The sequence below is a fragment of the Massilia sp. LXY-6 genome (genome assembly GCF_051233485.1).
Taxonomy (GTDB): domain Bacteria; phylum Pseudomonadota; class Gammaproteobacteria; order Burkholderiales; family Burkholderiaceae_D; genus Telluria.
Genome location: NZ_JBKFGF010000001.1, coordinates 194,292 through 217,281 on the forward strand (window position 1 = coordinate 194,292; position 22,990 = coordinate 217,281).

21 protein-coding genes are annotated in these 22,990 nt (G+C 65.5%); 18 read left to right on the forward strand and 3 right to left on the reverse strand.

The window, feature by feature from the left end; all coding sequences use genetic code 11:
- Window positions 1–5 precede the first annotated feature (5 nt).
- Window positions 6–1,136 carry a glycine zipper 2TM domain-containing protein gene (locus ACI48D_RS00825; RefSeq protein WP_435569307.1) on the forward strand — a complete coding sequence of 377 codons (1,131 nt, stop codon included), beginning with the start codon at window positions 6–8 and terminating at the stop codon, window positions 1,134–1,136.
- 70 nt (window positions 1,137–1,206) lie between these two features.
- Here the strand turns inward: ACI48D_RS00825 and ACI48D_RS00830 are convergent, their stop codons facing one another.
- The 3 genes from ACI48D_RS00830 to ACI48D_RS00840 all read right to left on the reverse strand — a co-directional run bounded on the left by ACI48D_RS00830 (window position 1,207) and on the right by ACI48D_RS00840 (window position 3,607).
- On the reverse strand, window positions 1,207–2,001 hold the full coding sequence (locus ACI48D_RS00830) for a Crp/Fnr family transcriptional regulator (protein WP_435569347.1): 795 nt from the start codon (window positions 1,999–2,001) through the stop codon (window positions 1,207–1,209).
- A 371-nt stretch (window positions 2,002–2,372) separates the two neighbouring features.
- Window positions 2,373–3,017 carry a response regulator gene (locus ACI48D_RS00835; RefSeq protein ID WP_435569308.1) on the reverse strand — a complete coding sequence of 215 codons (645 nt, stop codon included), beginning with the start codon at window positions 3,015–3,017 and terminating at the stop codon, window positions 2,373–2,375.
- Window positions 3,018–3,142: 125 nt separating this feature from the next.
- Window positions 3,143–3,607 (reverse strand): universal stress protein, encoded by a 465-nt coding sequence (locus ACI48D_RS00840; RefSeq protein WP_435569309.1) that lies wholly within the window; start codon window positions 3,605–3,607, stop codon window positions 3,143–3,145.
- 76 nt (window positions 3,608–3,683) lie between these two features.
- On the opposite strand from ACI48D_RS00840, the gene ACI48D_RS00845 reads away from it, so the two are divergent.
- From ACI48D_RS00845 to ACI48D_RS00925, 17 genes are all read left to right on the forward strand, one after another.
- Window positions 3,684–3,980: a hypothetical protein gene (locus ACI48D_RS00845; protein WP_435569310.1), complete on the forward strand. Its 297-nt coding sequence runs from the start codon at window positions 3,684–3,686 to the stop codon at window positions 3,978–3,980.
- A complete protein-coding gene (locus tag ACI48D_RS00850) occupies window positions 3,977–4,909 on the forward strand; it encodes a protein phosphatase CheZ (protein ID WP_435569311.1) in 933 nt (310 codons plus the stop codon). Before ACI48D_RS00845 ends, ACI48D_RS00850 begins: the two co-directional genes overlap by 4 nt.
- On the forward strand, window positions 4,909–6,756 hold the full coding sequence (locus ACI48D_RS00855; protein ID WP_435569312.1) for a chemotaxis protein CheA: 1,848 nt from the start codon (window positions 4,909–4,911) through the stop codon (window positions 6,754–6,756). Before ACI48D_RS00850 ends, ACI48D_RS00855 begins: the two co-directional genes overlap by 1 nt.
- A 220-nt stretch (window positions 6,757–6,976) precedes the next feature.
- Complete coding sequence (leuC, locus tag ACI48D_RS00860) at window positions 6,977–8,377, forward strand: 3-isopropylmalate dehydratase large subunit (protein WP_435569313.1); 1,401 nt, start codon at window positions 6,977–6,979, stop codon at window positions 8,375–8,377.
- Between the two features lie 153 nt (window positions 8,378–8,530).
- Window positions 8,531–8,653, forward strand: coding sequence for an entericidin A/B family lipoprotein (locus ACI48D_RS00865; RefSeq protein WP_435569314.1), 123 nt, complete (start codon window positions 8,531–8,533; stop codon window positions 8,651–8,653).
- Window positions 8,654–8,730: 77 nt separating this feature from the next.
- The gene (gene leuD / locus ACI48D_RS00870) at window positions 8,731–9,378 is read left to right on the forward strand and encodes a 3-isopropylmalate dehydratase small subunit (RefSeq protein ID WP_435569315.1); all 648 of its coding nucleotides are present in this window, start codon (window positions 8,731–8,733) and stop codon (window positions 9,376–9,378) included.
- Between the two features lie 11 nt (window positions 9,379–9,389).
- The gene (gene leuB / locus ACI48D_RS00875) at window positions 9,390–10,460 is read left to right on the forward strand and encodes a 3-isopropylmalate dehydrogenase (protein ID WP_435569316.1); all 1,071 of its coding nucleotides are present in this window, start codon (window positions 9,390–9,392) and stop codon (window positions 10,458–10,460) included.
- A gap of 83 nt (window positions 10,461–10,543) precedes the next feature.
- The gene (gene asd / locus ACI48D_RS00880; protein ID WP_435569317.1) at window positions 10,544–11,668 is read left to right on the forward strand and encodes an aspartate-semialdehyde dehydrogenase; all 1,125 of its coding nucleotides are present in this window, start codon (window positions 10,544–10,546) and stop codon (window positions 11,666–11,668) included.
- A 261-nt stretch (window positions 11,669–11,929) separates the two neighbouring features.
- Window positions 11,930–14,998, forward strand: coding sequence for a FimV/HubP family polar landmark protein (locus ACI48D_RS00885; RefSeq protein WP_435569318.1), 3,069 nt, complete (start codon window positions 11,930–11,932; stop codon window positions 14,996–14,998).
- 10 nt (window positions 14,999–15,008) lie between these two features.
- Window positions 15,009–15,818, forward strand: a complete 810-nt coding sequence (gene truA, locus ACI48D_RS00890; protein WP_435569319.1) for a tRNA pseudouridine(38-40) synthase TruA — start codon at window positions 15,009–15,011, stop codon at window positions 15,816–15,818.
- Between the two features lie 122 nt (window positions 15,819–15,940).
- Window positions 15,941–16,636: a phosphoribosylanthranilate isomerase gene (locus ACI48D_RS00895; protein ID WP_435569320.1), complete on the forward strand. Its 696-nt coding sequence runs from the start codon at window positions 15,941–15,943 to the stop codon at window positions 16,634–16,636.
- On the forward strand, window positions 16,620–17,864 hold the full coding sequence (trpB, locus tag ACI48D_RS00900; protein WP_435569321.1) for a tryptophan synthase subunit beta: 1,245 nt from the start codon (window positions 16,620–16,622) through the stop codon (window positions 17,862–17,864). Before ACI48D_RS00895 ends, trpB begins: the two co-directional genes overlap by 17 nt.
- A gap of 24 nt (window positions 17,865–17,888) precedes the next feature.
- Window positions 17,889–18,689 carry a tryptophan synthase subunit alpha gene (gene trpA / locus ACI48D_RS00905; protein ID WP_435569322.1) on the forward strand — a complete coding sequence of 267 codons (801 nt, stop codon included), beginning with the start codon at window positions 17,889–17,891 and terminating at the stop codon, window positions 18,687–18,689.
- Window positions 18,690–18,845: 156 nt separating this feature from the next.
- Window positions 18,846–19,472, forward strand: coding sequence for a hypothetical protein (locus tag ACI48D_RS00910; RefSeq protein WP_435569323.1), 627 nt, complete (start codon window positions 18,846–18,848; stop codon window positions 19,470–19,472).
- 204 nt (window positions 19,473–19,676) lie between these two features.
- Window positions 19,677–20,549 (forward strand): acetyl-CoA carboxylase, carboxyltransferase subunit beta, encoded by an 873-nt coding sequence (gene accD, locus ACI48D_RS00915; RefSeq protein ID WP_435569324.1) that lies wholly within the window; start codon window positions 19,677–19,679, stop codon window positions 20,547–20,549.
- A 78-nt stretch (window positions 20,550–20,627) separates the two neighbouring features.
- Window positions 20,628–21,926: a bifunctional tetrahydrofolate synthase/dihydrofolate synthase gene (folC, locus tag ACI48D_RS00920; RefSeq protein WP_435569325.1), complete on the forward strand. Its 1,299-nt coding sequence runs from the start codon at window positions 20,628–20,630 to the stop codon at window positions 21,924–21,926.
- 11 nt (window positions 21,927–21,937) lie between these two features.
- On the forward strand, window positions 21,938–22,987 hold the full coding sequence (locus ACI48D_RS00925) for an SPOR domain-containing protein (RefSeq protein ID WP_435569326.1): 1,050 nt from the start codon (window positions 21,938–21,940) through the stop codon (window positions 22,985–22,987).
- Window positions 22,988–22,990 lie beyond the last annotated feature (3 nt).

Consider the following 22,990-nt stretch of genomic DNA (forward strand, 5'->3'; position numbering starts at 1 on the left):
ACACCATGGCAACAACCCGACAGACGCTCGCCGCGGCAGTGGTTGCCGCGCTCCCTCTCTTCACGGCGACCGTGCCGGTTCCCGTGCAGGCCCAGGATCATCCGCGCGCCCGCGCAATGGAGCCGCGCATCGAGGGCTTCCACGTCAACGAATTGCGGCGCATCGAACCGGGTGCCGAGCTGAACTTCGAGGTGTACGGCACGCCGGGCGGCAACGCCAGCGTGCGCATCGACGGCGCCACCCGCAACCTGAACCTGACCGAAACCCGCCCCGGCACCTACCAGGGCACCTACACGATCGGCAGGCACGACCGCATCCGTCCGGACAGCTCAGTGACCGCCAACCTGCGCGTGAACGGCATGGTCAAGACCCAGGCCCTGGCCGCGACCATCGTGCGGGTTCCCGAACGCGTGGGGGCGGACGACCGCGAGATGGCAGGGACGCCGCGGGTCCAGACCTTCGACGTGCGTGGCAGCGACGACCTCGGCCCCGGCCGCGAGCTGAAATTCACCGTGATCGGCACGCCGGGCGCCAAGGTCGACATCCAGATCGCCGGCACGCGCGGGATCTTCACGCTGCCCGAAGTGCGGCCGGGGGAATATGCCGGCCTGTACACGATTCGCCGCGACGACAATATCGCGCCGGACGCTTCCGTGACCGCGACCATCCGCGCCAACGGCCGCTACTCGACGGCGACCCTGGGCCAGCCGCTGCTGGCGGGCGGACGCGTCCGTGGGGACCGCCTCGACGACCGCCGCGATGATCGTCGCGACGATCGCCGTACCGGGGACAGCCAGCAGGTGGCGCGCTACTGCACCAACTGCGCGACGGTGGAAGCGGTGAATGTTCTCCAGGGTGAAGCCGGCGCCGCCGGTACGCTGGGCGGCGCCGCGGTCGGCGGCTTGCTGGGCAACCAGGTCGGCAGCGGCAGCGGCCGCACGGCGGCCACCGTGGCCGGCGCGGTCGGCGGCGCGCTCGCCGGGCGCAGCATCGAGCGCAACGCACGCGCGCCGCGCTACGAGGTGGTGGTGCGCTACGAGAACGGCGCAACCCAGTCGATCCGTTACGACAACGATCCGGGCTTCCGCGTCGGCGAGCAGGTTCGGGTCAGCGATGGCGTGCTGACGCGCGACTGACGAGCATTACATTCACATATGACAAAGCTGGCTCCACCCTGGAGCCGCTTTTTTTCGCCCGGGTCGGCATTCAGGCCGTGGCCAGCACCTGGCCGTCGCCCGAGGATTCGGCATCCGCCTTGTGCTTGGCGTTCTGCTTGGCGCGCGAACGCGAGGGCGGCAGGCGGCGCAAGGTCTTGAGTGCTTCCGGATCCTTGATGCCGATGGTGCGCTGGTCGACGGTGATCAGGCCGATCTCGTTAAAGGCCGACAGCGTGCGGCTGACGGTTTCGAGGGTCAGGCCGAGATAGCTGCCGATTTCGTGGCGCGTCATGCGCAGGTTGAACAGCTTGCTCGAGTAGCCCATCGCCGCGAAGCGGTCGGCCAGCGAGATCAGGAAGCGGGCCACGCGCGCCTCGGCCGAGAGGGCGCCGAGCATGCCGATCATGGCCTGTTCGCGCACCAGTTCGCGGCTCATCACCCCGTACATCAGGTTCTCGAGCTCGGCATGTACCCTCCCCAGGGCAGTGAGCTTCTTGAACGGTACGAGGATCAGGTCGCAGTCGGACAGGGCGACCGCTTCCGAGGCGTAGTGCCGGGTGTGGATGCCGTCCACGCCGAGCATGTCGCCCTTCATCGGGAAGCTCAGCACCTGTTCGTTGCCGAATTCGTCGATCAGCACCGTTTTCAGGAAGCCGGAATTGACGATGTACAGGGTGTCGAAGGCCTGGCCGATCGTGTGGACGCGCTGGCCGGTCTTGAACTGCACGTGCTGGAACAGGAGTTCCTCGGTATTCATCGATACGGCGGCCGGAATATGGAGGAGGTCGCAGACTTCTTTCAAGTTGGACCACAGGCGACCCTGGCGCTGGCGCCCGGCCTCCATCTGTGACGAGTGCAGGGTGGATGCGGAGGCATTGCGTTGTTCTGACATTGGCTGGGACTGCATACTCATCTCCAGGTGAAGGAAAACAAGGTTTCAGGAAGCTCAATGCGGAGAATGGACCGCAAGCAAGTCGAAACGCTGAAGTCAGTATGCCAACACGAGTTCGGCATTCATATCAGCAACGGCTGAATGTGTAGGTAGGAAGGTGAGTCAGCTTGTAGGACTTTTCTTACTGTCCAGGCTCACTTCCGAGTGGAGGCAGGGCATATCCATGTAGGATAAGCATCGTGCAGAGGCCGTCTCCTATGCGCCACGCGGACGGTGGGGCAACCTTGGTGAGGCCGGGATGTCTAAGACAGTTTAGGCGATGTTCATGCCTTCATCGGCGCCAGCAGGCGATGGGCCACGGCGTACTGGACCATTTCGGACAGCGAGGTCATGCCCATCTTCTGCATGATGCGGGTTTTGTGAGTGCTCACTGTCTTCACGGACAAGTGCAGGTTATTGGCGATCTCGGTGATCGATTTGCCGCTTACCAGCAGCGAGAAGACTTCGAATTCGCGGTCCGAGAGCTGCTTGTGCAGCAGCTGCTCGTTCGGCGCCATGATGTTCAGCGCCAGCTGCTCGGCCACTTCGGTGCTGATATAGGGACGCCCCGACGCCACCTTGCGGATCGCCCCGACCAGCTGGGTGCCGGCGCTTTCCTTGGTCAGGTAGCCCTGCGCGCCGGCGCGGATCGCGCGCACCGCGTACTGTTCTTCCTCGTGCATGGTAAGGATCAGGATCGCCAGCTTGGGCGCCTCGCTGCGCACCTGGCGGATCAGGTCGACCCCGCTGCGGCCAGGCATCGACAGGTCCAGCAGTAGCAGGTCGAAGCCGCCCTGGCGCACCAGCGACAGCACTTCGAAGCCGTTGATGGCTTCGCCGACGATTTCGATGTCGAGCGCGCCGTCGAGGATGCGCTTGAGGCCTTCGCGCATGATGGTGTGGTCGTCAGCGATGACTATCCGAATCATATTAATTCCCTAGAAGCAATACAGAGCAAAGGCTAGACGCTAGCACATCACTAACAAATAGTTAGTATTTTTTTTGGAAATACCCGGTCACCGGCGTTTTCCGCCGGCGGAGTGGAGCGGGCGCCTCAGGTACCGGGCTCGCGGATCAGGCGGTGCACCAGGACCGGCTTGCTGGTCTGCGACAGCACCTTGTTGGTCACACTGCCCAGCAGTAATTGACCCCAGCCGCTGCGGCCGTGCGAGCCCATGAAGATCAGATCGCAGTGTTGTTGTTCAGCCACGTCAACGATCTTCAGGGCCGCCGAATCCGAGAACGCCGTCATGCAGGAATGCTTCAGCCCGCACTGCTCGGCCTTGCGCGCGATCTTGCCCATGTACTGCTCGCCCATGCGCCGCATCTGCGCGATGTAGTCCTCTTCGCTGGGATAGGACGGCGGGATGATTTCGACATACACCGGATACTGGTACTCCGGCGCGACGAACAGCGCGAGCACCTCGGCGCCCATCTGTTGCGCGAACTGGACGCCGGCGCAAGCGGTGTGCTGGGACACCGCCGAGCCGTCGGTCGTGATCAGAATTTTCTGGTACATGGTGAGCCCTCCCTCACGTCACGCTACCTTCTTATTGTAGTTCGCGTTTTCATCCTCGGCAGATAGTAAATGCTTGATGTTGCGCAGAGATGTGTTTGCTTTCCTGCGCGAAAACATCAAGAAGCACAAAAACGCGTGCGATAAAAAAATACAACACTTGCTTTATGAAAATCTTCATAAACAAGAGGAAATAATTGCAGCGGAACTAACTTTACTGCTCCAATCGGCAACGCTGCCTTTTCCGAGATTTACCTACGGCAACCACGCTGCTACACTCGTGCAATACCTTACCGTTGGCGTATTGACGGCAGCAAGTACAGCATACCGCACAGATCATCGCGACATTTACACTATGGAGAAGCAGGGACTATGACCGACGCCGCTGACGATTTCGACGCATTATTCGAGGAAGTGGCAGCGCAGCGAGCCAGCGCGCCCGCTCCCGCACCGGCACCGACGCCCGAACCCGCCGCAGGCGGCGAGAGCGACGACAGCGACGACCTCGAAGCCCTGTTCGACCAGGTCGCTTCACAGTCGGCGCCGGCCGCCGCAGCGGCCCCGGCCGCATCCGCAGCCGGCGATACCGCACGCGCGGACGCCGCACGCGCGGACGCCGCACGCGCGGACGCCGCACGCGCGGACGCCGCACGCGCGGATGCCGCCGACGAGCACGAAGGCAAGGGGATGTACGAGCGCCTTGGCGGCATCGTGCGCCTGCTCCACGATTCGCTGCGCGAACTGGGCTACGACAAGGCGCTCACCGAAGCCTCGTCCCAGATCGTCGACGCCCAGGACCGCCTGGAGTATGTCGCCAGCCTGACCGAGCAGGCCGCGAACAAGGTGCTGAACACACTGGACGACGGCATGCCGGCCCAGGACCAGCTGTCCAAGCAGGCCAAGGACATGGAAGGCCGCTGGGCCGACCTGTTCTCCGGCAAGCTGTCGATCGAGCAGTTCAAGGCGCTGGCCGGCGACTCCCGCACGTTTGCCCAGGCGGTGTCGGAAGCGACCGAAGCCGAGAAGGCGCGCCTGCTCGAGATCATGATGGCGCAGGACTTCCAGGACATCACCGGCCAGCTGATCAAGAAGGTGGTCAACATCACCAAGACCGTCGAGAACGAGCTCGCCCAGCTGCTGCGCGACAGCGCCCCGGCCGACGTCAAGGAAAAGCTGGCGCAGAAGCACGCGGCGCAAGAGCAGGCGCAGGAGCAGCCGGCCGAACTGATGCAGGGACCGTCGGTGCCGTCCGCGGCGCTCGACCAGGATAGTGTCGATGACCTTCTTGCCGATCTGGGATTCTAATGGACGAAATGCTCAAGGATTTCGTGATCGAGGCGTTGGATCTTGCGATCAACGTCGAGGAGCACTTGCTCCACCTCGAGCGTGATCCGGATAACAAGGAAACGCTGAACGCGGTGTTCCGCTCGTTCCACACCATCAAGGGTGGCGCGGGCTTCATGGGACTGCCCGCGCTGGTGACGGCCTGCCACCTGACCGAGAACCTGTTCGATGCGCTGCGCACCGGCGCGGCCCCGGTCACGCCGTCGGCGATCGAGGCATCGCTGCAGGCCTCCGGCTTCGTCGCCGACCAGCTCAACGACCTGAACAACGGCACCCCGCCGGAACAGTTGGCGCCGATGCCGGCCGACCTCGAGCGCATGCTGAAGGATGCGATCGACGGCAAGGATGCGCCGAGGGCCGCACCGGCAGCCGCGCCGACGGCCGCCTCACCGGCACCGGCAGCCCCGATGGCCGCCGCGGCGCCAACCCCGGTCGAAGACGCCGACGGCCTGGATTGGGAAGCCATGTACCTGGCGGTGGTGCCGCCGGGTACCTATGTGCAGGCCGCTGCCGCCCCCGCGCCTATGACGCCCGCCGCAGCGGCAAGCGAAGCCGCCCCGGCCAGGGCCGGCTGGGACGGCATCGAGCGCCGCAACGAGAACAAGCCGGCCGCCAGTGCCCCGGTCAAGGACGAGAGCATCCGTATCGACGCCGTCAAGCTGGACGCGCTGCTGGAGGTGGCGGGCGAATCGGTGCAGGCCGCGAACCAGGCCGCCGTGCTGCTCGAGCGCCTGTCGCAGTTCAAGTTCGAAGGCCAGGCCGCCACGCTGATGGCGACCCTGACCGAGACCCTGGAGCGCGCCTCGCGCTACTCGGCCGAGCTGCAGCGCGCCACGCTGGCAACCCGCATGCAGCCGGTGGGCCGCCTGTTCCAGAAGTTCCCGCGCCTGGTGCGCGAACTGGCCAAGGACCTGGGCAAGGACGTCGAGCTGACCATCGAAGGCGCCGAGACCGAAGTCGACCGCGTCGTGGTGGACAGCCTGTACGATCCGCTGGTGCACATGCTGCGCAACGCGCTCGACCACGGCGTCGAGTCGCCGCAGGACCGCGTCGCCAACGGCAAGCCGGCCAAGGCCTTCATCCTGCTGAAAGCCTGGCAGGAGGCCAACAGCGTCATGATCGTGCTGCAGGACGACGGCCGCGGCATGGACCCGGCCAAATTGCGCAAGAAGGCGATGGAGAAGGGCCTGATCACCGAGCACCAGGCCAGCAGCGACGACGAAGCCTACCAGTTGGTGTTCCTGCCGGGCTTCTCGACCAAGGAAGTGGCGTCGTCGGTGTCCGGCCGCGGCGTCGGCATGGACGTGGTCAAGACCGCGGTCGAGAAGAACCGCGGCGCGATCCGCATCGACTCGAACCTGGGCAAGGGCACCAAGTTCTCGATCCGCCTGCCGATCGAACTGTCGATCGTGCCGACCATGCTGGTGTCCACCTCGGGCGCCCAGCTGGCCTTGCCGATGGCGGTGGTCGAGCGCGTGGTCGAGCTGCCGGAAACCTTCATGCAGGTCGGCGGCGCCCCGGTGCTGAAGGACCAGGGCCGTCCGCTGCCGGTACGCTCGCTGGCGCTGTCGCTCGGCTATGAGGAATGCTCGGAGCGCGTCGGCATCGTGATCAACGCGCCCCAGCCGTACATCATCGCCGTGGAAGCGGTGGATGGCACGGCCGACCTGGTGATCAAGCCGATGACGGCGCTCCACGTCGAAGGCATCACCGGCACCGCGCGCTCCGCCGAGGGTTCGCTGGTGCTGGTGGTCGGGCTGTCGTTCCTGATGGATGGCTGCCGCTCCACCGTGCGTCTGGCTGCATAAAAGCAACAGCTGATAAAGCCAAGAAAAGCCTGCGCAGACTTTGCGTGGGCTTTTTTTATTTGCAAGAGCGATAACTGATGCAAATAAAATTCGTAGGCTGATCAGTTCGTTGAAATAATCGTGCAAGCAGCCAGGGCTGACGCACTGCACAAATATGGCATAATCGAAGACCCTGCCCGTCTGCTAGCCTCTCAGCAGCGGTCGTCTTTACGGAATCATCATGTTAAAAACGCTCTACGACAAACTCTGGGATTCGCATGTCGTGCGTGCCGACGCGGATGGCACCACCGTGCTCTACATCGACCGCCACCTGGTCCACGAAGTCACCAGCCCCCAGGCGTTCGAAGGCCTGCGGGTGGCGGACCGTCCGCTATGGCGCACCTCCGCCAACCTTGCCGTAGCCGACCACAACGTGCCGACCACCGACCGCAGCCACGGCATTGCGGACCCGACCTCGCGCCTGCAGGTCGAGACCCTCGACAGCAACGCCAAGGCCTTCGGGGTCACCTACTTCAACATGAACGACAAGCGCCAGGGCATCGTGCACGTGATCGGGCCGGAGCAGGGCGCTACGCTGCCCGGCATGACGGTCGTGTGCGGCGACTCGCACACCTCGACCCACGGCGCCTTCGGCTGCCTGGCGCACGGCATCGGCACCTCGGAAGTCGAGCACGTGATGGCTACCCAGACCCTGCTGGCGAAGAAATCGAAATCGATGCTGGTGCAGGTCGACGGCGCCTTGCCGGCCGGCGTGACGGCGAAGGACATCGTGCTGGCCGTGATCGGCAGGATCGGTACCGCCGGCGGTACCGGCTACGCGATCGAGTTCGCCGGCTCGACCATCCGCTCGCTGTCGATGGAAGGCCGGATGACGGTCTGTAACATGGCGATCGAAGCGGGCGCGCGCGCCGGCATGGTCGCGGTCGACGACACCACGATCGACTACGTCAAGGGCCGCCCGTTCGCGCCGAGCGGGCCGCAGTGGGAACAGGCCATCGCCTACTGGCGCACCCTGCATACCGATCCGGGCGCGAAGTTCGACATGGTCGTGACCCTGAACGCGGCCGAGATCCGCCCGCAGGTGACCTGGGGCACGTCGCCGGAGATGGTGACCACGGTCGACGGCCGCGTACCCGATCCGGACAAGGAACGCGACCCGGTCAAGCGCGACGCCATGGAAAAGGCACTGGTCTACATGGGCCTGAAGCCGAACACGCCGATCGAGAACATCCGCATCGACAAGGTCTTCATCGGCTCCTGCACCAACTCGCGCATCGAGGACCTGCGCGCCGCCGCCGCCGTGGTGCGCGGCCGCCAGCGCGCCTCCAACGTAAAGCTGGCGATGGTGGTGCCGGGTTCAGGCCTGGTCAAGGAACAAGCCGAGCGCGAAGGCCTCGACCAGATCTTCAAGGCCGCCGGCTTCGAATGGCGCGAACCGGGCTGCTCGATGTGCCTGGCCATGAACGCCGACCGCCTCGACCCGGGCGAGCGCTGCGCCTCGACTTCGAACCGCAACTTCGAAGGCCGCCAGGGGCAGGGCGGACGCACCCACCTGGTGTCGCCGGCGATGGCCGCCGCGGCCGGAATCGCGGGTCACTTCGTCGACGTGCGCGCACTCTAGGGGTCAGAGTCCGGTGTTGGGGTTCAAGGGACTCTGACCCCGGTGCTCAGCCGCACAAGCATTTTGGATGAATCACAGGCGCCACCAGCGCCGCAAAACCCTGGCCGGCGTCGATCACGCCAGCCGGAGCATGACATCAACATTAGGGATACCATGAAAAAAGCACTCGCTCTCGCACTCATCGCCATCGCTGCTGCCGGTTGCAACACCATTTCGGGTGTCGGCAAGGATGTGCAGAAGGTTGGCCAGGTGATTACTGGCGCGGGCGGAAGGTAACATGTGATGGGCTTGGGCCGCGGACTCCGGGGTCAGAGCCCTTTTAAAAGCAAAACCGGGCTCTGACCCCTGCGACCATGGACAAATTCACCGTACACGACGGACTGGTGGCGCCGCTCGACCGCGCCAACGTCGACACCGACGCCATCATCCCCAAGCAGTTCCTCAAGTCGATCCGCCGCACCGGCTTCGGCCCCAACCTGTTCGACGAATGGCGCTACCTGGACCATGGCGAACCCGGCATGGACAACACGAATCGTCCGCTGAATCCGGACTTCGTGCTGAACCAGCCGCGCTATGAAAAGGCGTCGATCCTGCTGGCCCGCAAGAACTTCGGCTGCGGTTCCTCACGCGAGCACGCGCCCTGGGCGCTGCAGCAGTACGGCTTCCGCGCCATCGTCGCGCCGAGCTTCGCCGATATCTTCTTCAACAACTGCTACAAGAGCGGCCTGCTGCCGATCGTGCTGAGCGAACAGCAGGTCGACCAGCTGTTCAACGAAGTCAAGGCCTTCCCCGGCTTCCGCCTGGTGATCGACCTGGAAAAGCAGGTCATCGCCACGCCCGACGGCGGCATGGCCTTCGAGTTCGCCATCGACGAGTTCCGCAAGTACTGCCTGCTGAACGGCCTGGACGACATCGGCCTGACCCTGCGCCACGCCGACGAGATCCGCGCCTTCGAAGAGCGCCACCTTCGCGCGCAGCCCTGGCTCGCCAATACCATCTGAGAAAGCGTACTATGAAGATTGCCATCCTGCCGGGCGACGGCATCGGCCCCGAAATCATGGCGCAGGCCGTCAAGGTCCTGAACGCGCTGGGCGAATCCTTCAAGATGGAGAGCGCGGAGGTCGGCGGCGCCGGCTACGCGGCCCACGGCCACCCGCTGCCGCAAGGGACGCTGGCGCTGGCCAAGGCCGCCGACGCGGTGCTGTTCGGCGCCGTCGGCGACTACCAGTACGACAAGCTGGAGCGCGCGCTGCGCCCCGAGCAGGCCATCCTCGGCCTGCGCAGGGAGCTCGGCCTGTTCGCCAACCTGCGCCCGGCCATCCTGTATCCGGAACTGGCGGGCGCTTCGACGCTCAAGCCGGAAGTCGTGTCCGGCCTGGACATCCTGATCATCCGCGAACTGACCGGCGACATCTATTTCGGCAAGCCGCGCGGCGTCAGGGAGTGTCCGGACGGCCCGTTCGCGGGCCAGCGCGAAGGCTTCGATACCATGCGCTATGCGGAAGGCGAGATCCGCCGCATCGCCCACGTCGCCTTCCAGGCCGCCCGCAAGCGCGGCTCGCGCGTGACCAGCGTCGACAAGGCGAACGTGCTGGAAACGTTTCAGTTCTGGCGCGACGTCGTCACCGAGGTGCACAAGGAATACCAGGACGTCGAGCTCGAACACATGTACGTCGATAACGCGGCGATGCAGCTGGTGCGCGCGCCGAAGAAGTTCGACGTGATCGTCACCGGCAACATGTTCGGCGACATCCTGTCGGACGCGGCGGCGATGCTGACCGGTTCGATCGGCATGCTGCCCTCGGCCTCGCTGGACGCCAATAACAAGGGCCTGTACGAGCCTTCGCACGGCTCGGCGCCGGACATCGCCGGCAAGAACGTGGCGAATCCGCTGGCGACCATCCTGTCGGCCGCGATGATGCTGCGCTTCTCGCTCGGCAAGCCGGAACAGGCCGACCGCGTCGAGAACGCCGTCAAGGCCGTGCTGGCCCAGGGCCTGCGCACGCCGGACATCTTCGAGGAAGGCACGACCCGGGTCGGCACCGAACAGATGGGCGATGCGGTGGTGAAGGCATTGGCATAAGGCGGCGTGCAGACGCCGCAAAAGCATGGTAGGGTAGATGCCCCGTTTTGACGGCGGCATATCGATATAGAAAAGGGAAGGTTATGAAACTAGTTGGTCTGGTTGGTTGGCGCGGCATGGTCGGCTCGGTCCTCATGAAGCGCATGCAGGACGAAGGCGATTTCGACCATATCGAGCCGGTGTTCTTCACCACCTCGAATCCGGGCGGCGCTGCGCCGGCCATGGCGAAGAACGAGACCAAGCTGAAAAGCGCGAACGATATCGCCGAACTGTCGAAATGCGAGATCATCATTTCGTGCCAGGGCGGTGACTACACCACCGAGGTGTTCCCGCAACTGAGGGCAAGCGGCTGGAATGGCTACTGGATCGACGCCGCCTCGACCCTGCGCATGAACGACGACGCCGTGATCGTGCTCGATCCGGTCAACCTCGACGTGATCAAGGGTGCCATGACCCGCGGCGTGAAGAACTTCGTCGGCGGTAACTGCACCGTGTCCTGCATGCTGATGGGCCTGGGCGGCCTGTTCAAGCACGACCTGGTCGACTGGATGACCTCCATGACCTACCAGGCGGCATCGGGCGGCGGCGCCCAGCACATGCGCGAACTGCTGACCCAGTTCGGCACCATCAACGCGGCCGTCAAGCCGCTGCTGGACGATCCGGCCTCGGCCATCCTCGAGATCGACCGCCAGGTGCTGGCCACCCAGCATGGCCTGTCGGCCGACGAAACCAAGCAGTTCGGCGTGCCGCTGGGCGGCAACCTGATCCCCTGGATCGACAAGGACCTGGGCAACGGCCAGTCGAAGGAAGAGTGGAAGGGCGGTGCCGAGACCAACAAGATCCTCGGCCGTTCTTCGGCAACGAACAACGTGATCCCGGTCGACGGCCTGTGCGTGCGTATCGGCGCGATGCGCTGCCATTCGCAGGCGCTGACCATCAAGCTGAAGAAGGACGTGCCGCTGGACGAGATCAACGACATCATCGCCAACGACAACCAGTGGGTGAAGTTCGTACCGAATACCCGCGAAGCCTCGATGCGCGACCTGACCCCGGCCGCCGTCACCGGCAGCCTGACCATCCCGGTCGGCCGCGTGCGCAAGATGTCGATGGGCCCGGAATACATCTCGGCCTTCACCGTCGGCGACCAGCTGCTGTGGGGCGCCGCCGAGCCGCTGCGCCGCATGCTGCGCATCGTGCTGGACAAGTAATCCGGGCGCTTGCAACGGGTACAATACAAGGCGGCCATGTGCCGCCTTTTTTGTCGTTTCCGGGCGTGGTCGACATTGCAAGAGGTGCTAGCGAAATGTCATGGTTTGACCCTAAAAACATCACTTGGATGAATAGACCGTCTACATATCTCACGGATGCTGAATGTTTCCTTTCGTAGAGCTTGCATTGCTCTGGTGCATGATGCTATGTTGCTGAGACCTCCGGGCAATGCCTCTCCGCTCAACTCATTCAGTCCAATTATGCAATCCACTCACCGTCCCTCGATGAAGTCGTCCGCGCTGAAGAAGCTCACCGCGGCGGTTGCCAGTGCGTTGGTTCTGAGCTCGGCTGCCCACGCGGCAGGCCTCGGCAAACTTACCGTGCTGTCCGCGCTTGGACAGCCCCTGCGTGCCGAGATCGAGTTGACGGCGGTGTCCAGCGACGAGGCGGCGGGCCTGGTGGCCAAGCTGGCCTCGCCGGAAGCCTTCCGCACCGCGAACATCGAATTCAATCCGGCTCTGCTGTCGCTGCGTTTCGCGGTCGAGCAGCGCAACGGCCGCCAGTTCATCCGCGTGAGCTCGAGCCAGCCGCTGAACGAGCCCTTCGTCGACATGCTGCTGGAGCTGAGCTGGAACAACGGCCGCCTGGTGCGCGAGTACACCTTCCTGCTCGATCCGGCCGAACTGCGCGCGACCCAGTCGGCCCAGGTGGCGGCGAACGAAGCGGCGTCCGCGCGTCCGCGTGCGGACAGCGCGGCGCCGGCCGCGGCCGCGCCGGCAGCCCCGGCGGCGGAACGTCCGCGCCGCAGCCGTGCGCGTGCGGAGGAGGCCGCGCAGGCAGCCGCGGGCAGCGAGCCGCCGGTCCGGTCCAGCCGCGCGGCCGGCTCCTCGTCCTACCGCGTCAAGCCGGGCGACAGCCTGGGCCGCATCGCCGCCCAGCTCAAGCCGGTCGACGTCTCGCTCGACATGATGCTGGTGGCGCTGTACCGCGCGAATCCGGACGCCTTCATCGGCAACAACATGAACCGCCTGAAGTCGGGCCGCATCCTGTCGGTGCCGGACACCGGCAGCATGCAGGCGCTGAACGACGGCGAAGCCCACGGCGTGGTGGTGGCCCATGCGGCCGACTTCAACGCTTACCGCAACAAGCTGGCCGGCCAGGTCGGCGCCGCGGAGCCGGTCAAGGCGCCGCAGGCGGGCCAGAGCGCCGGCGGCAAGATCACTGCCAAGGTCGAGGAACGCCCGACCGCCGCCAACGAGTCGCAGGACCAGCTGCGCCTGTCGAAGGCGCCGGCTGCGGGAGCGGCTGCCGGCAAGGGCGCGACCATGGGCACCGAGGACACGATCGCCAAGCAGCGCGAGCTGGAAGAAGCCCAGCAGCGCGTGAAGGAACTCGAACGCAACGTCGGCGACCTCGAGAAGCTGGCGACGATCAAGAGCAAGGGCGGTGCCGAGGCGCAGCAGAACGCCGCATCGGCACCGGCCGCTCCGCCGGCGAACGACAAGCCGGCGCACGACAAACCGGCACACGACAAACCGGCGGCGAAGAAGCTGGCGACGATCAAGCCGGCCGCCAAGCCGGCGCCGGAACCGGGCCTGCTCGACTTCATCCTGGACAACCTGGCCCTGGTCGGCGGCGGCGCTGCCGCGCTGCTGCTGGGCGGTCTGCTGGTCGCCCAGCGCCGCAAGAAGAAAGTGGTCAAGGCCGTCTCCGAACCGTCGATCCTGGGCGTGCCGGCCGCACCGGCACACTCGCTGTTCGCCGAGACCGGCGGCCAGAGCATCGACACCAGTAACAGCGTGTTCAATTCCAGCTTCGCGCCCTCGGCCAGCCAGCTCGACACCAACGAAGTCGATCCGGTGGCCGAAGCCGACGTCTACATCGCCTACGGCCGCGACGCCCAGGCCGAGGAAATTCTCAAGGAAGCGCTGCGCACCCATCCGGAACGCTATCCGGTGCGCCTGAAGCTGCTCGAGATCTACGCCGGCCGCAAGGACCAGCGCGCCTTCGAAACCCAGGCCGGCGAGTTGTACAGCATGACCCGCGGCCAGGGCGAGGAGTGGGCGCAAGCCGCCGCGCTGGGCATTTCCATCGATCCGCTGAACCCGCTGTATGCGACCGGCGGCGCCCAGGCCGATGCGGCTCCGGCGTCCCACGAGCAGGCGCGGACCCTGATGTCGAAGGACTTCGACGATGCTTTCGGCGCCGACCTGACCGCGACCCCGGCTGCTGCTGCTGCTGCTGCTGCTGGGCACGAGCCGATGGCGAATGAGCCGATGAGCTTCGACCAGCACTTCGCCGGCGCGATGGACGCGGTGCAGCCTGCCGCGCAGCAGGAAACGGCGCTTGGCGCCGCGGCTCAGGCCGAGGACGAGCATACCCTGGACTTCGACCTGGGCGGCCTGGCCTTCGAGCCGGTGCAGGCCGAGGAGCCGAAGCGGGAGCTGCCGCAACACGACGACAACTTCCTCGACTTCGACATGGGCGGCTTCGACGCCGCCCCGGCAGCAGCACCAGCCGAGCGGGTCGAACCGCTTGCCGCCGCAGCCGAAGCAGCGGCGCCCGCCGAGGAGCCGCTCGACTTCTCGTTCGACATGGACTTCGGCGCCGCGGCCGCGAATCCGGTGCCTCAGCCCGCCGTCCAGCCGGCCGAGACCGCGGAAGACCTGAGCTTCGGCGACTTCGACCTGGACGACCACGCCATCCCGGCCCCGGCCGGCGCCGCTGCGGACATCGCAGTCCCGAACAGCGACTTCGACATGGCCAACCTGGCCCGGGAATTCGACCTGCCCCCGCTGCCGGCCGTGCCGGAAGAAACCAGCCCGGCCACCGAGCTGAACGATCCGCTGTTCGACCTCGACACCATGGACTTCGGCCTGGAACCGCCGGTTCCGGCCGCGGCGCCGGCGGCAGATCCTGCGCCGGCGCTCTCGCTGGAAGACGAGCTGTTCGGCCTGCCCGCATTGCCGAATGCGTTCCCGGCCGAGCTGCCGAGCGCGACCCCGGCCCGGGCCGACAGCGCCGAGTACGCGCCGCACGGCATGCTGGAACCGGCGAAAATCGAACCGGCCTTCGACCTGGACGGCTTCGACCTCGACCTGCCGGGCGACGTGCAGGCGCTGCCGGAACTCGAGACGGTGACGGCCGCCGCCGCGCCGGCCGAGATGTCGGCCGCACATATGGAGATGGAAACCAAGCTGGACCTGGCCGTTGCGTATCAGGAAATCGGCGACAAGGAGGGCGCGCGCGAGCTGCTCGAGGAAGTCATCAAGGGCGGCAGCAGCGAACAGGTCTCGAAGGCCAACGCGATGCGCGCACAGCTGGCGTGAGGCTGACCGCGTGACGAGAATTGCCCTGGGTGTCCAGTATATCGGCACCGCCTGGAACGGTTACCAGAAACAGCCTTCGCGCGACACGGTCCAGGACCAGCTGGAGATCGCGCTCGAGAAGTTTGCCTGCACCCCGCTTGCGACCACCTGCGCCGGCCGCACCGACGCCGGCGTGCACGCGATCGAGCAGGTGGTCCACTTCGACACGGAGCTGGAGCGCCCGACGCAATCCTGGGTGCGCGGCACCAATGCCTTTCTGCCGGATTCGATCGTGGTGCGCTGGGCGCACGTGGTCGCGCCGGACGCGGAAGGGCAGGACTTCCACGCGCGCTTCTCGGCCCGCTCGCGCACCTACCACTACGTGCTGTACAACCACCCGAACCCCTCGGCCCTGCTGGCCGACCGCGCCGGCTGGGTGTTCCGTCCGCTGGACGTCGAGCGCATGCGCGAAGCCGCCCGGCACCTGATCGGCACGCACGACTTCAGCAGCTTCCGCGCCTCCGGCTGCCAGGCGAATTCGCCCATCAAGCAAATGCATGAGGTGAGCATCGTGCGCCACGGCGACGTGATCGTGTTCACGGTGCGCGCCTCGGCCTTCCTGCATCACATGGTGCGCAACATCGTCGGCTCGCTGATCTACGTGGGCATCGGCCGCAACGAGCCGGGCTGGATGGCCGAGGTGCTGGCCGCGCGCTCGCGCGACGCCGCCGCGCCGACCTTCATGCCCGATGGCTTGTATCTTGCTACAATCGACTACGATCCGAAGTGGGGGCTGCCGCAGGAGAGGGGTCAGAGTCCGGTGTTGGTGGTTGGACTCTGACCCCGGTGGTCAGTGGCACGCTGTTACACCCCGCGACTCGGCAGCCGGCAACTCCGGGGTCAGCAACTCCGGGGTCAGAGCCCTTTTAAAACCAACACTGGGCTCTGACCCCTACGACGAACATGCAACGAACCAGAATCAAAATCTGCGGCATCACCCGCGAACAGGACCTGCGCGCGGCAGTCGACGCCGGCGCCGACGCCCTCGGCTTCGTGTTTTATCCGAAGAGCCCGCGCTACATCTCGCCCGAACAATTCGCGGACCTGGCGCCGGCACTGCCGCCCTACGTCAGCGGCGTGGCCCTGTTCGTCAACGCGACCGTATTGCAGGTCCAGGAGGCCGTCGAGGCCGGCCCGATCGCGCTGCTGCAGTTCCACGGCGACGAGACCATGGAACAGTGCGCGGCTATCGCGGCCGTGGTGAAACGGCCTTTCGTGCGGGCCTGCCGCGTCAAACCCGACACCACGGCCGTGGATTTGATAGAATCGGAAGCTCAATACCGCGCCGCCAGCCCCTGGTTCTCGGGCCTCCTGCTCGACACCTGGGTCGACGCCTACGGCGGCGCAGGAAAGGTCTTCGATTGGTCTCTTATTCCAAAAGAGCTCGCGCCTCGGGTCGTTTTGAGTGGTGGCTTGAGCGTGCAAAACGTGACTAGCGCGGTGATGCGCGTACGCCCCTTTGCGGTCGACATCAGCAGTGGTGTCGAGGAAAGCAAGGGGATCAAGGATGCCCGTAAGATTGCCGCGTTCATCGACGCGGTGCGGGCTGCCGATGCATCACCCGATACCAGCGAGCCACACCATGAAAGACATCCCTGACGGCGGCAAGTCCGCCCTGTTCAAGACCCCCGATTACCAGTTGCCGGACGCCTCCGGCCACTTCGGCCCCTACGGCGGCAGCTTCGTCGCCGAGACCCTCAGCCATGCCCTGGCCGAGCTCAACGAAGCGTATGCGCGCTACAGCCAGGATCCGGAATTCCTGGAAGAGTACCGCTACGAGCTGGCGCACTTCGTCGGCCGCCCGTCGCCCGTCTACCACGCCAAGCGCTGGTCGCAGCAGGGCGGCGGCGCGCAAATTTTCTTCAAGCGCGAAGACCTGAACCACACCGGCGCGCACAAGATCAACAACGTGATCGGCCAGGCCCTGCTCGCCAGGCGCATGGGCAAGCCGCGCATCATCGCCGAGACCGGCGCCGGCCAGCACGGCGTGGCGACGGCCACCATCTGCGCGCGCTTCGGCCTCGAATGCGTGGTCTACATGGGTGCCGAGGACGTCAAGCGCCAGGCCCAGAACGTCTACCGCATGAAGCTGCTGGGCGCGACCGTGGTCCCTGTCGAAAGCGGTTCCAAGACCCTGAAGGACGCGCTGAACGAAGCGATGCGCGACTGGGTCACGAATATCGAGAACACCTTCTACATCATCGGCACGGTGGCGGGCCCGCACCCGTACCCGATGATGGTGCGCGACTTCCAGTCCGTGATCGGCGAGGAATGCCGCGTGCAGATGCCGCAGATGACCGGCCGCCAGCCGGACTACGTGGTCGCCTGCATCGGCGGCGGTTCGAACGCGATGGGCATCTTCTATCCCTACATCGACGAAGCCGGCGTGAAGCTGGTCGGCGTCGAGGCGGCGGGCGAGGGCCTCGACTCCGGCAAGCACGCGGCGTCCCTGAGCGCCGGCTTCCCCGGCGTCCTGCACGGCAACCGCACCTACCTGTTGCAGGATGCGAACGGCCAGATCATCGAGACCCATTCGGTGTCGGCCGGCCTCGACTACCCCGGCGTCGGCCCCGAGCACGCCTGGCTGAAGGACATCGAGCGCGCGCAGTACGTGTCAATCACCGACGAGGAAGCGCTGCAGGCCTTCCACGACTGCTGCCGCATCGAGGGCATCATCCCGGCGCTGGAATCCTCGCACGCGATCGCATACGCGGCCAAGCTGGCGCCTACGCTGCCCGCCGACCAGATCATCCTGGTGAACCTGTCCGGCCGCGGCGACAAGGACATGCACACCGTGGCGCAGCGCGCCGGCCTGAATTTCGGTTGATCAGACAAGAACAAGAGAGCACACATGTCCAGGATAGCACCCACTTTCAAGGCCCTGAAACAGCAGGGCAAGACCGGCCTCGTCACCTTCGTCACGGCCGGCGACCCCGGCCCCGAGCTCACCGTCCCGATCATGCACGCCCTGGTGGCGGGCGGCGCCGACGTGCTGGAACTCGGGGTCCCGTTCTCCGACCCGATGGCGGAAGGCCCGGTCATCCAGCGCGCCTGCGAGCGCGCGCTGGCCTTCGGCATCAGCATGACCGACGTCTTCCACTACGTCGCCGAATTCCGCAAGACCAACCAGCACACGCCGGTGGTCCTGATGGGCTACGCCAATCCGATCGAGCGCATGGGGCCTTCGGAGTTCATCCGCCGCGCGAGAGCCGCGGGCGCCGACGGCGCCATCGTGGTCGACTATCCGCCCGAGGAGTGCGAAGCCTTCGCCGCCGAGATGAAGGCGAACGACCTCGACCTCATCTTCCTGCTGGCCCCGACCTCGACGGTGGAGCGCGTGAAGCAGGTGGCGCGCCACGGCAGCGGCTTCAGCTACTACGTTTCATTGAAGGGCGTGACCGGCGCCGGCGGCATCGACACGGCCGACGTGGCGCGCCGCGTGGCGGCGATCCGCGAACACGTCAAGCTGCCGATCGGCGTCGGCTTCGGGATCCGCGATGCCGAGACGGCGAAGTCGGTGGCGGCGGTGGCCGACGCGGTGGTGATCGGCAGCCGCATCATCCAGGAGCTGGAGAACACGTCGAAGGAACAGGGGCCGGAAGCGGTGCGGGCGTTCGTGGCCGGTATCCGCAGCGCGCTCGACGCTCGATAAGCGGGCGCATGCCGTAGTATCTCGACCGGGGCCGTGCGCCCCGGTTTTCATTGTTCCGCACGCTGCGTACAACGTGGTTTTTCGAGAGTTTTTTGCCTTAATAAACCGGTAACATGGCTTTTTTGCAAGTTTATTAATCAACCCTCGAAGGACACCATGAAATCGATCCGCCTTGGCATATTCCTCGTTGCAGCCCTGATGTTGTCCGGCTGCGCTTCGACCCAGCGGCTCAGTGAAGCCGATCGTGCGCGCGCCAGGACGGTCGCGATCGCCCCGGCGGTCCAGAAGGGGCAGCTGTTCCTGCTGGCGCCGAGCGGAGCGAACGTCGGCTTGATGTTCGGCGCCGTCGGTGGTCTTGCCGCGTCCGGCACCGTCGACGACAACCAGAAAGCGTTTGCCGCTTTCCTCGACAAGAATGCCGTGTCGGTCGATGCGATCGTGCGCGACGAGTTCGAAAAGGTGCTACGCGATTCCGGCAAAGTGGCGCTCGCTCCCGATAGCAGTGCGGCCTTGCCGGTCATTAGCGTGTCGGTGACGCAGTACGGCTTTGGTGTAACTCATCTGCTGAGCTCGAATGTCGTGCCGGTCATGCAGATGGAAGCGACGATGACCGATAGCGCGGGCAAGGTGCTGTGGAAGGAAAGCGAGCGCATGCTGCCGTCCATCGCCAGCCCGATGCAAACGACGACCTGGACGCAGTTGCACGACAACCCGAAGTCGATCGAGGTCGAGTGGCGCAAGGCAGCGCATTACCTGGCCGAAAAAATCGTCGCGACGCTCTGAAAGGAGCCTCCATCCAGAAGGTGCACATCGCGTGCCTGCCACGGTACGAGTTGCACGGGGACCTCGAATTCATGAGCTTGCACTTCGAACTTGTCGAATTATTCAGGCTTATTTAAAAGCCAAGGTCTTACCAGCAAGAATTCGACAAGCCGAACTTGAATCGGTACACTACGCGCAAATTCTGATTGCCGCAAAGGAGAACACATGAGTTGGTTGGAAAAACTGCTGCCCCCCCGGATCCAGCGCTCCGATGCCGCCAAAAAACAGACCATGCCCGAGGGCCTGTGGGTCAAGTGCCCGTCGTGCGAATCGGTGCTGTACCGGACCGACCTCGAATCGAACCTGCACGTCTGCCCGAAATGCAGCCACCACATGCGTATCCGCGCGCGCGCGCGCCTCGACGCGCTGCTGGACGAAGGTGGCCGCTATGAGATCGGCCAGGACGCGCTGCCGGTCGATACCCTGAAGTTCAAGGACAGCAAGAAGTATCCCGACCGTCTCAAGCAGGCCATGGACGCGACCGGCGAAACCGATGCGCTGATCGTGCAGGGCGGCTCGATCATGAGCCTGCCGGTGGTCGTCGCCTGTTTCGAATTCGAATTCATGGGCGGCTCGATGGGTTCCGTGGTCGGCGAGCGTTTCGCGCGCGGCGCCCAGGTGGCGCTGGAGCAGAAAGTGCCCTTCGTCTGCATTACCGCCACCGGCGGCGCGCGCATGCAGGAAGGCCTGCTGTCGCTGTTGCAGATGGCCAAGACGACTGCGATGCTGACCAAGCTCTCCGAGAAGAAGCTGCCGTTCATCAGCGTGCTGACCGACCCGACCATGGGCGGCGTGTCGGCCTCGTTCGCCTTCATGGGCGACGTCGTGATCGCCGAACCGAAAGCCCTGATCGGCTTCGCCGGCCCGCGCGTGATCGAGAACACCGTGCGCGAAAAGCTGCCGGAAGGCTTCCAGCGCGCCGAGTTCCTGGTCCAGAAAGGTGCCGTCGACATGATCGTCGACCGCCGCAAGATGCGCGAAGAAATCGCGCGCCTGCTGGCCCTGCTGCAAAGCCAGCCGGCCGACGTCATCGCCTGATCATTTCCATCGGCGCGGCCGGCGGCTGTTCCAGGGCTGCCGGCCGCCCGCGCCTTCGGGCACATCCGGATATCCCCCATGCAAAACCTCCCGACCTCCTTGCCCGACTGGCTGGCACTGTTCGAGTCGCGCCATGCCGAAACCCATATCGACATGGGCCTGGACCGCGTGCGCGCCGTCAAGGATCGCTTGAAACTCGCCTTCTCCTGCCCCGTGATCATGGTCGCCGGCACCAACGGCAAGGGTTCGACCTGCGCCATGCTGGAAGCCATGCTGCTGCAGAGCGGCTACCGTACCGGCCTGTACATCAAGCCGCACTTCCTCGACTTTAACGAGCGCGCCCGCATCAATGGCGAGATGGCCAGCGACGAAGCCCTGGTGTCCGCCTTCGAGGTGGTGGAAAGCGCGCGCGGCGATATCGACCTGACCTATTTCGAGTTCACCACGCTGGCCATCGCGTACCTGCTGGCCAACAGCGAGATCGACGTCGCGATCCTCGAAGTGGGCCTCGGCGGGCGCCTCGATGCCGTCAACGTCATCGACGCCGACGTCTCGATCGTGACCAGCATCGACATCGACCACAAGGACTACCTAGGCGACACGCGCGAAGAGATCGGTTTCGAGAAGGCCGGCATCTTCAGGCCCGGCAAGCCGGCGATCTGCAGCGATCCGCAGCCACCGCAATCGCTGATCAAGCACGCTGAAGACATCGGCGCCGACCTGTGGCTGATCGGCCGCGACTTCAATTACCAGGGCGACAAGCAGCAGTGGGCCTACGGCGGCCGTTCGCAGCGCCGCAATTCGCTGGCCTATCCGGCCCTGCGCGGCGCGAACCAGTTGCTGAACGCCGCGGCCGCGCTGGCCGCGCTGGAAAGCCTGCGCCTGCGGCTGCCGGTGGGCGCCCAGGAAGTGCGCGCCGGTCTCGCCATGGTCGAGCTGCCGGGCCGCTTCCAGGTGCTGGCGGGCCGTCCGACCACGGTGCTGGACGTGGCCCACAACCCGCACGCGGCGGCGGCCCTGGCCCAGAACCTGGGCAATATGGGCTTCCACCGCTTCACGTATGCGGTGTTCGGCATCATGCAGGACAAGGACATCGACGCCGTCATCGAACACCTGGCGCCCTACGTCGACCACTGGTGCGTGACGGCCTTGCCGTCGCCACGCTCGGCCGACCCGCTCGCGCTGGCCGCCAAGCTGGAAGCATCGATGCCGGCCGGGGCCAAGCCGGACGAGTTTTCGGTAAAAACCTTCGCCGATCCGGGTGCGGCCTTCCAGGACGCAACTAGCCGGGCCGGACAGGATGATAGAATAGTGGTCTTTGGTTCGTTCTACACCGTGGCCGGCGTGATGGCGGCCCGTAAATCCTCTCTTCATTGACCTGACAACGCATGGGCTTGTTCTCGTTCTTCGGTAAAAACAAGCAAGGCCGCGCTGCCGAGGACAGCGGCCGTTTCTACAGCAAGGACGACGACGCCGCACTCGGCGAACGCGCTCGCTCCAAACGTGCCTCGAGCGCGGGTGCCGTGGCCGGCAGCACGCGCGGACGCGGCACCGGCAACGACCCCATGCTGCCCGAGAAGAAGCGCGCACGGCGCCGCCTGGTGGGGGCAATCGCGCTGGCGCTGGCGGCCGCCGTCGGCCTGCCGATGCTGCTCGATTCGCAGCCCAAGCCGCTCGCCGGCGACATCGCGATCCAGATCCCGTCCAAGGACAAGGCCGCACCGCTGCCGGTGCCGGCCGATCCGTCGTCCGTGCCGGCCGCCCAGGCGTCCACGGGCGGCAAGGCCGTGGCGGCCGAGGACAGCGTCGACAAGGGCGAAGAGGTCATGCAGGCGCCGCCGGTGGCCAAGGCCCCGGCCCTGGTGGCCGCCGCCAAGCCGCAGAGCCCGCCCGACCTGCCGAAGCCCGAACGCAAGCCCGAGCCGCCCAAGGCCAAGGCCGAACCCAGGCCCGAGCCAAAACCCGAACACAAGCCGGAACCCAAGGCCGAGCACAAGGAAGCCGTCAAGCCCGAGCACAAGGAAGCCGCCAAGCCCGAGCACAAGGAAGCCGCCAAGCCCGAGCACAAGGCCGAGAAGGCCGAGACCAGGCTGGTCGACAAGCCCGCCAAGCCGAAGACCGAGGACAAGCCCGCCAAGCCGCACGACGATGTGCGCGCCTTGGCCATTCTCGAAGGCAAGGCCGCCGAGAAGGCGGAGAAGGAGAAGCAGGCCGAGTCGGGTTCGCAGAAATTCGTGCTGCAGGTCGCCGCGCTGTCGAGCCTGGAAAAGGCTGCCGAGCTGCAGGCCAGGCTGCGCGGCGCGGGCATCAGCTCGCATACCGAAAAGGCCGGCGAACTGATCAAGGTAAAGGTCGGCCCCCTGAACAAGGACGAGGCCGACAAAGTGCGTGCCAAGCTGGGCCGTATCGGCCTGTCGGGCTTCGTGACCCCTGTCTGAGCC

What these genes read in the sequence shown, in the direction of transcription:
- trpB (WP_435569321.1), top strand. Translation starts at nt 16,620, where the DNA reads ATGAAAGACATCCCTGACGGCGGCAAGTCCGCCCTGTTCAAGACCCCC.
- ACI48D_RS00825 (WP_435569307.1), top strand. Translation starts at nt 6, where the DNA reads ATGGCAACAACCCGACAGACGCTCGCCGCGGCAGTGGTTGCCGCGCTC.
- ACI48D_RS00910 (WP_435569323.1), top strand. Translation starts at nt 18,846, where the DNA reads ATGAAATCGATCCGCCTTGGCATATTCCTCGTTGCAGCCCTGATGTTG.
- asd (WP_435569317.1), top strand. Translation starts at nt 10,544, where the DNA reads ATGAAACTAGTTGGTCTGGTTGGTTGGCGCGGCATGGTCGGCTCGGTC.
- ACI48D_RS00845 (WP_435569310.1), top strand. Translation starts at nt 3,684, where the DNA reads ATGTTGCGCAGAGATGTGTTTGCTTTCCTGCGCGAAAACATCAAGAAG.
- ACI48D_RS00865 (WP_435569314.1), top strand. Translation starts at nt 8,531, where the DNA reads ATGAAAAAAGCACTCGCTCTCGCACTCATCGCCATCGCTGCTGCCGGT.
- ACI48D_RS00895 (WP_435569320.1), top strand. Translation starts at nt 15,941, where the DNA reads ATGCAACGAACCAGAATCAAAATCTGCGGCATCACCCGCGAACAGGAC.
- leuC (WP_435569313.1), top strand. Translation starts at nt 6,977, where the DNA reads ATGTTAAAAACGCTCTACGACAAACTCTGGGATTCGCATGTCGTGCGT.
- ACI48D_RS00835 (WP_435569308.1), bottom strand. Translation starts at nt 3,017, where the DNA reads ATGATTCGGATAGTCATCGCTGACGACCACACCATCATGCGCGAAGGC.
- leuB (WP_435569316.1), top strand. Translation starts at nt 9,390, where the DNA reads ATGAAGATTGCCATCCTGCCGGGCGACGGCATCGGCCCCGAAATCATG.
- leuD (WP_435569315.1), top strand. Translation starts at nt 8,731, where the DNA reads ATGGACAAATTCACCGTACACGACGGACTGGTGGCGCCGCTCGACCGC.
- ACI48D_RS00885 (WP_435569318.1), top strand. Translation starts at nt 11,930, where the DNA reads ATGCAATCCACTCACCGTCCCTCGATGAAGTCGTCCGCGCTGAAGAAG.
- ACI48D_RS00925 (WP_435569326.1), top strand. Translation starts at nt 21,938, where the DNA reads ATGGGCTTGTTCTCGTTCTTCGGTAAAAACAAGCAAGGCCGCGCTGCC.
- ACI48D_RS00830 (WP_435569347.1), bottom strand. Translation starts at nt 2,001, where the DNA reads ATGGAGGCCGGGCGCCAGCGCCAGGGTCGCCTGTGGTCCAACTTGAAA.
- ACI48D_RS00850 (WP_435569311.1), top strand. Translation starts at nt 3,977, where the DNA reads ATGACCGACGCCGCTGACGATTTCGACGCATTATTCGAGGAAGTGGCA.
- ACI48D_RS00855 (WP_435569312.1), top strand. Translation starts at nt 4,909, where the DNA reads ATGGACGAAATGCTCAAGGATTTCGTGATCGAGGCGTTGGATCTTGCG.
- ACI48D_RS00840 (WP_435569309.1), bottom strand. Translation starts at nt 3,607, where the DNA reads ATGTACCAGAAAATTCTGATCACGACCGACGGCTCGGCGGTGTCCCAG.
- trpA (WP_435569322.1), top strand. Translation starts at nt 17,889, where the DNA reads ATGTCCAGGATAGCACCCACTTTCAAGGCCCTGAAACAGCAGGGCAAG.
- folC (WP_435569325.1), top strand. Translation starts at nt 20,628, where the DNA reads ATGCAAAACCTCCCGACCTCCTTGCCCGACTGGCTGGCACTGTTCGAG.
- accD (WP_435569324.1), top strand. Translation starts at nt 19,677, where the DNA reads ATGAGTTGGTTGGAAAAACTGCTGCCCCCCCGGATCCAGCGCTCCGAT.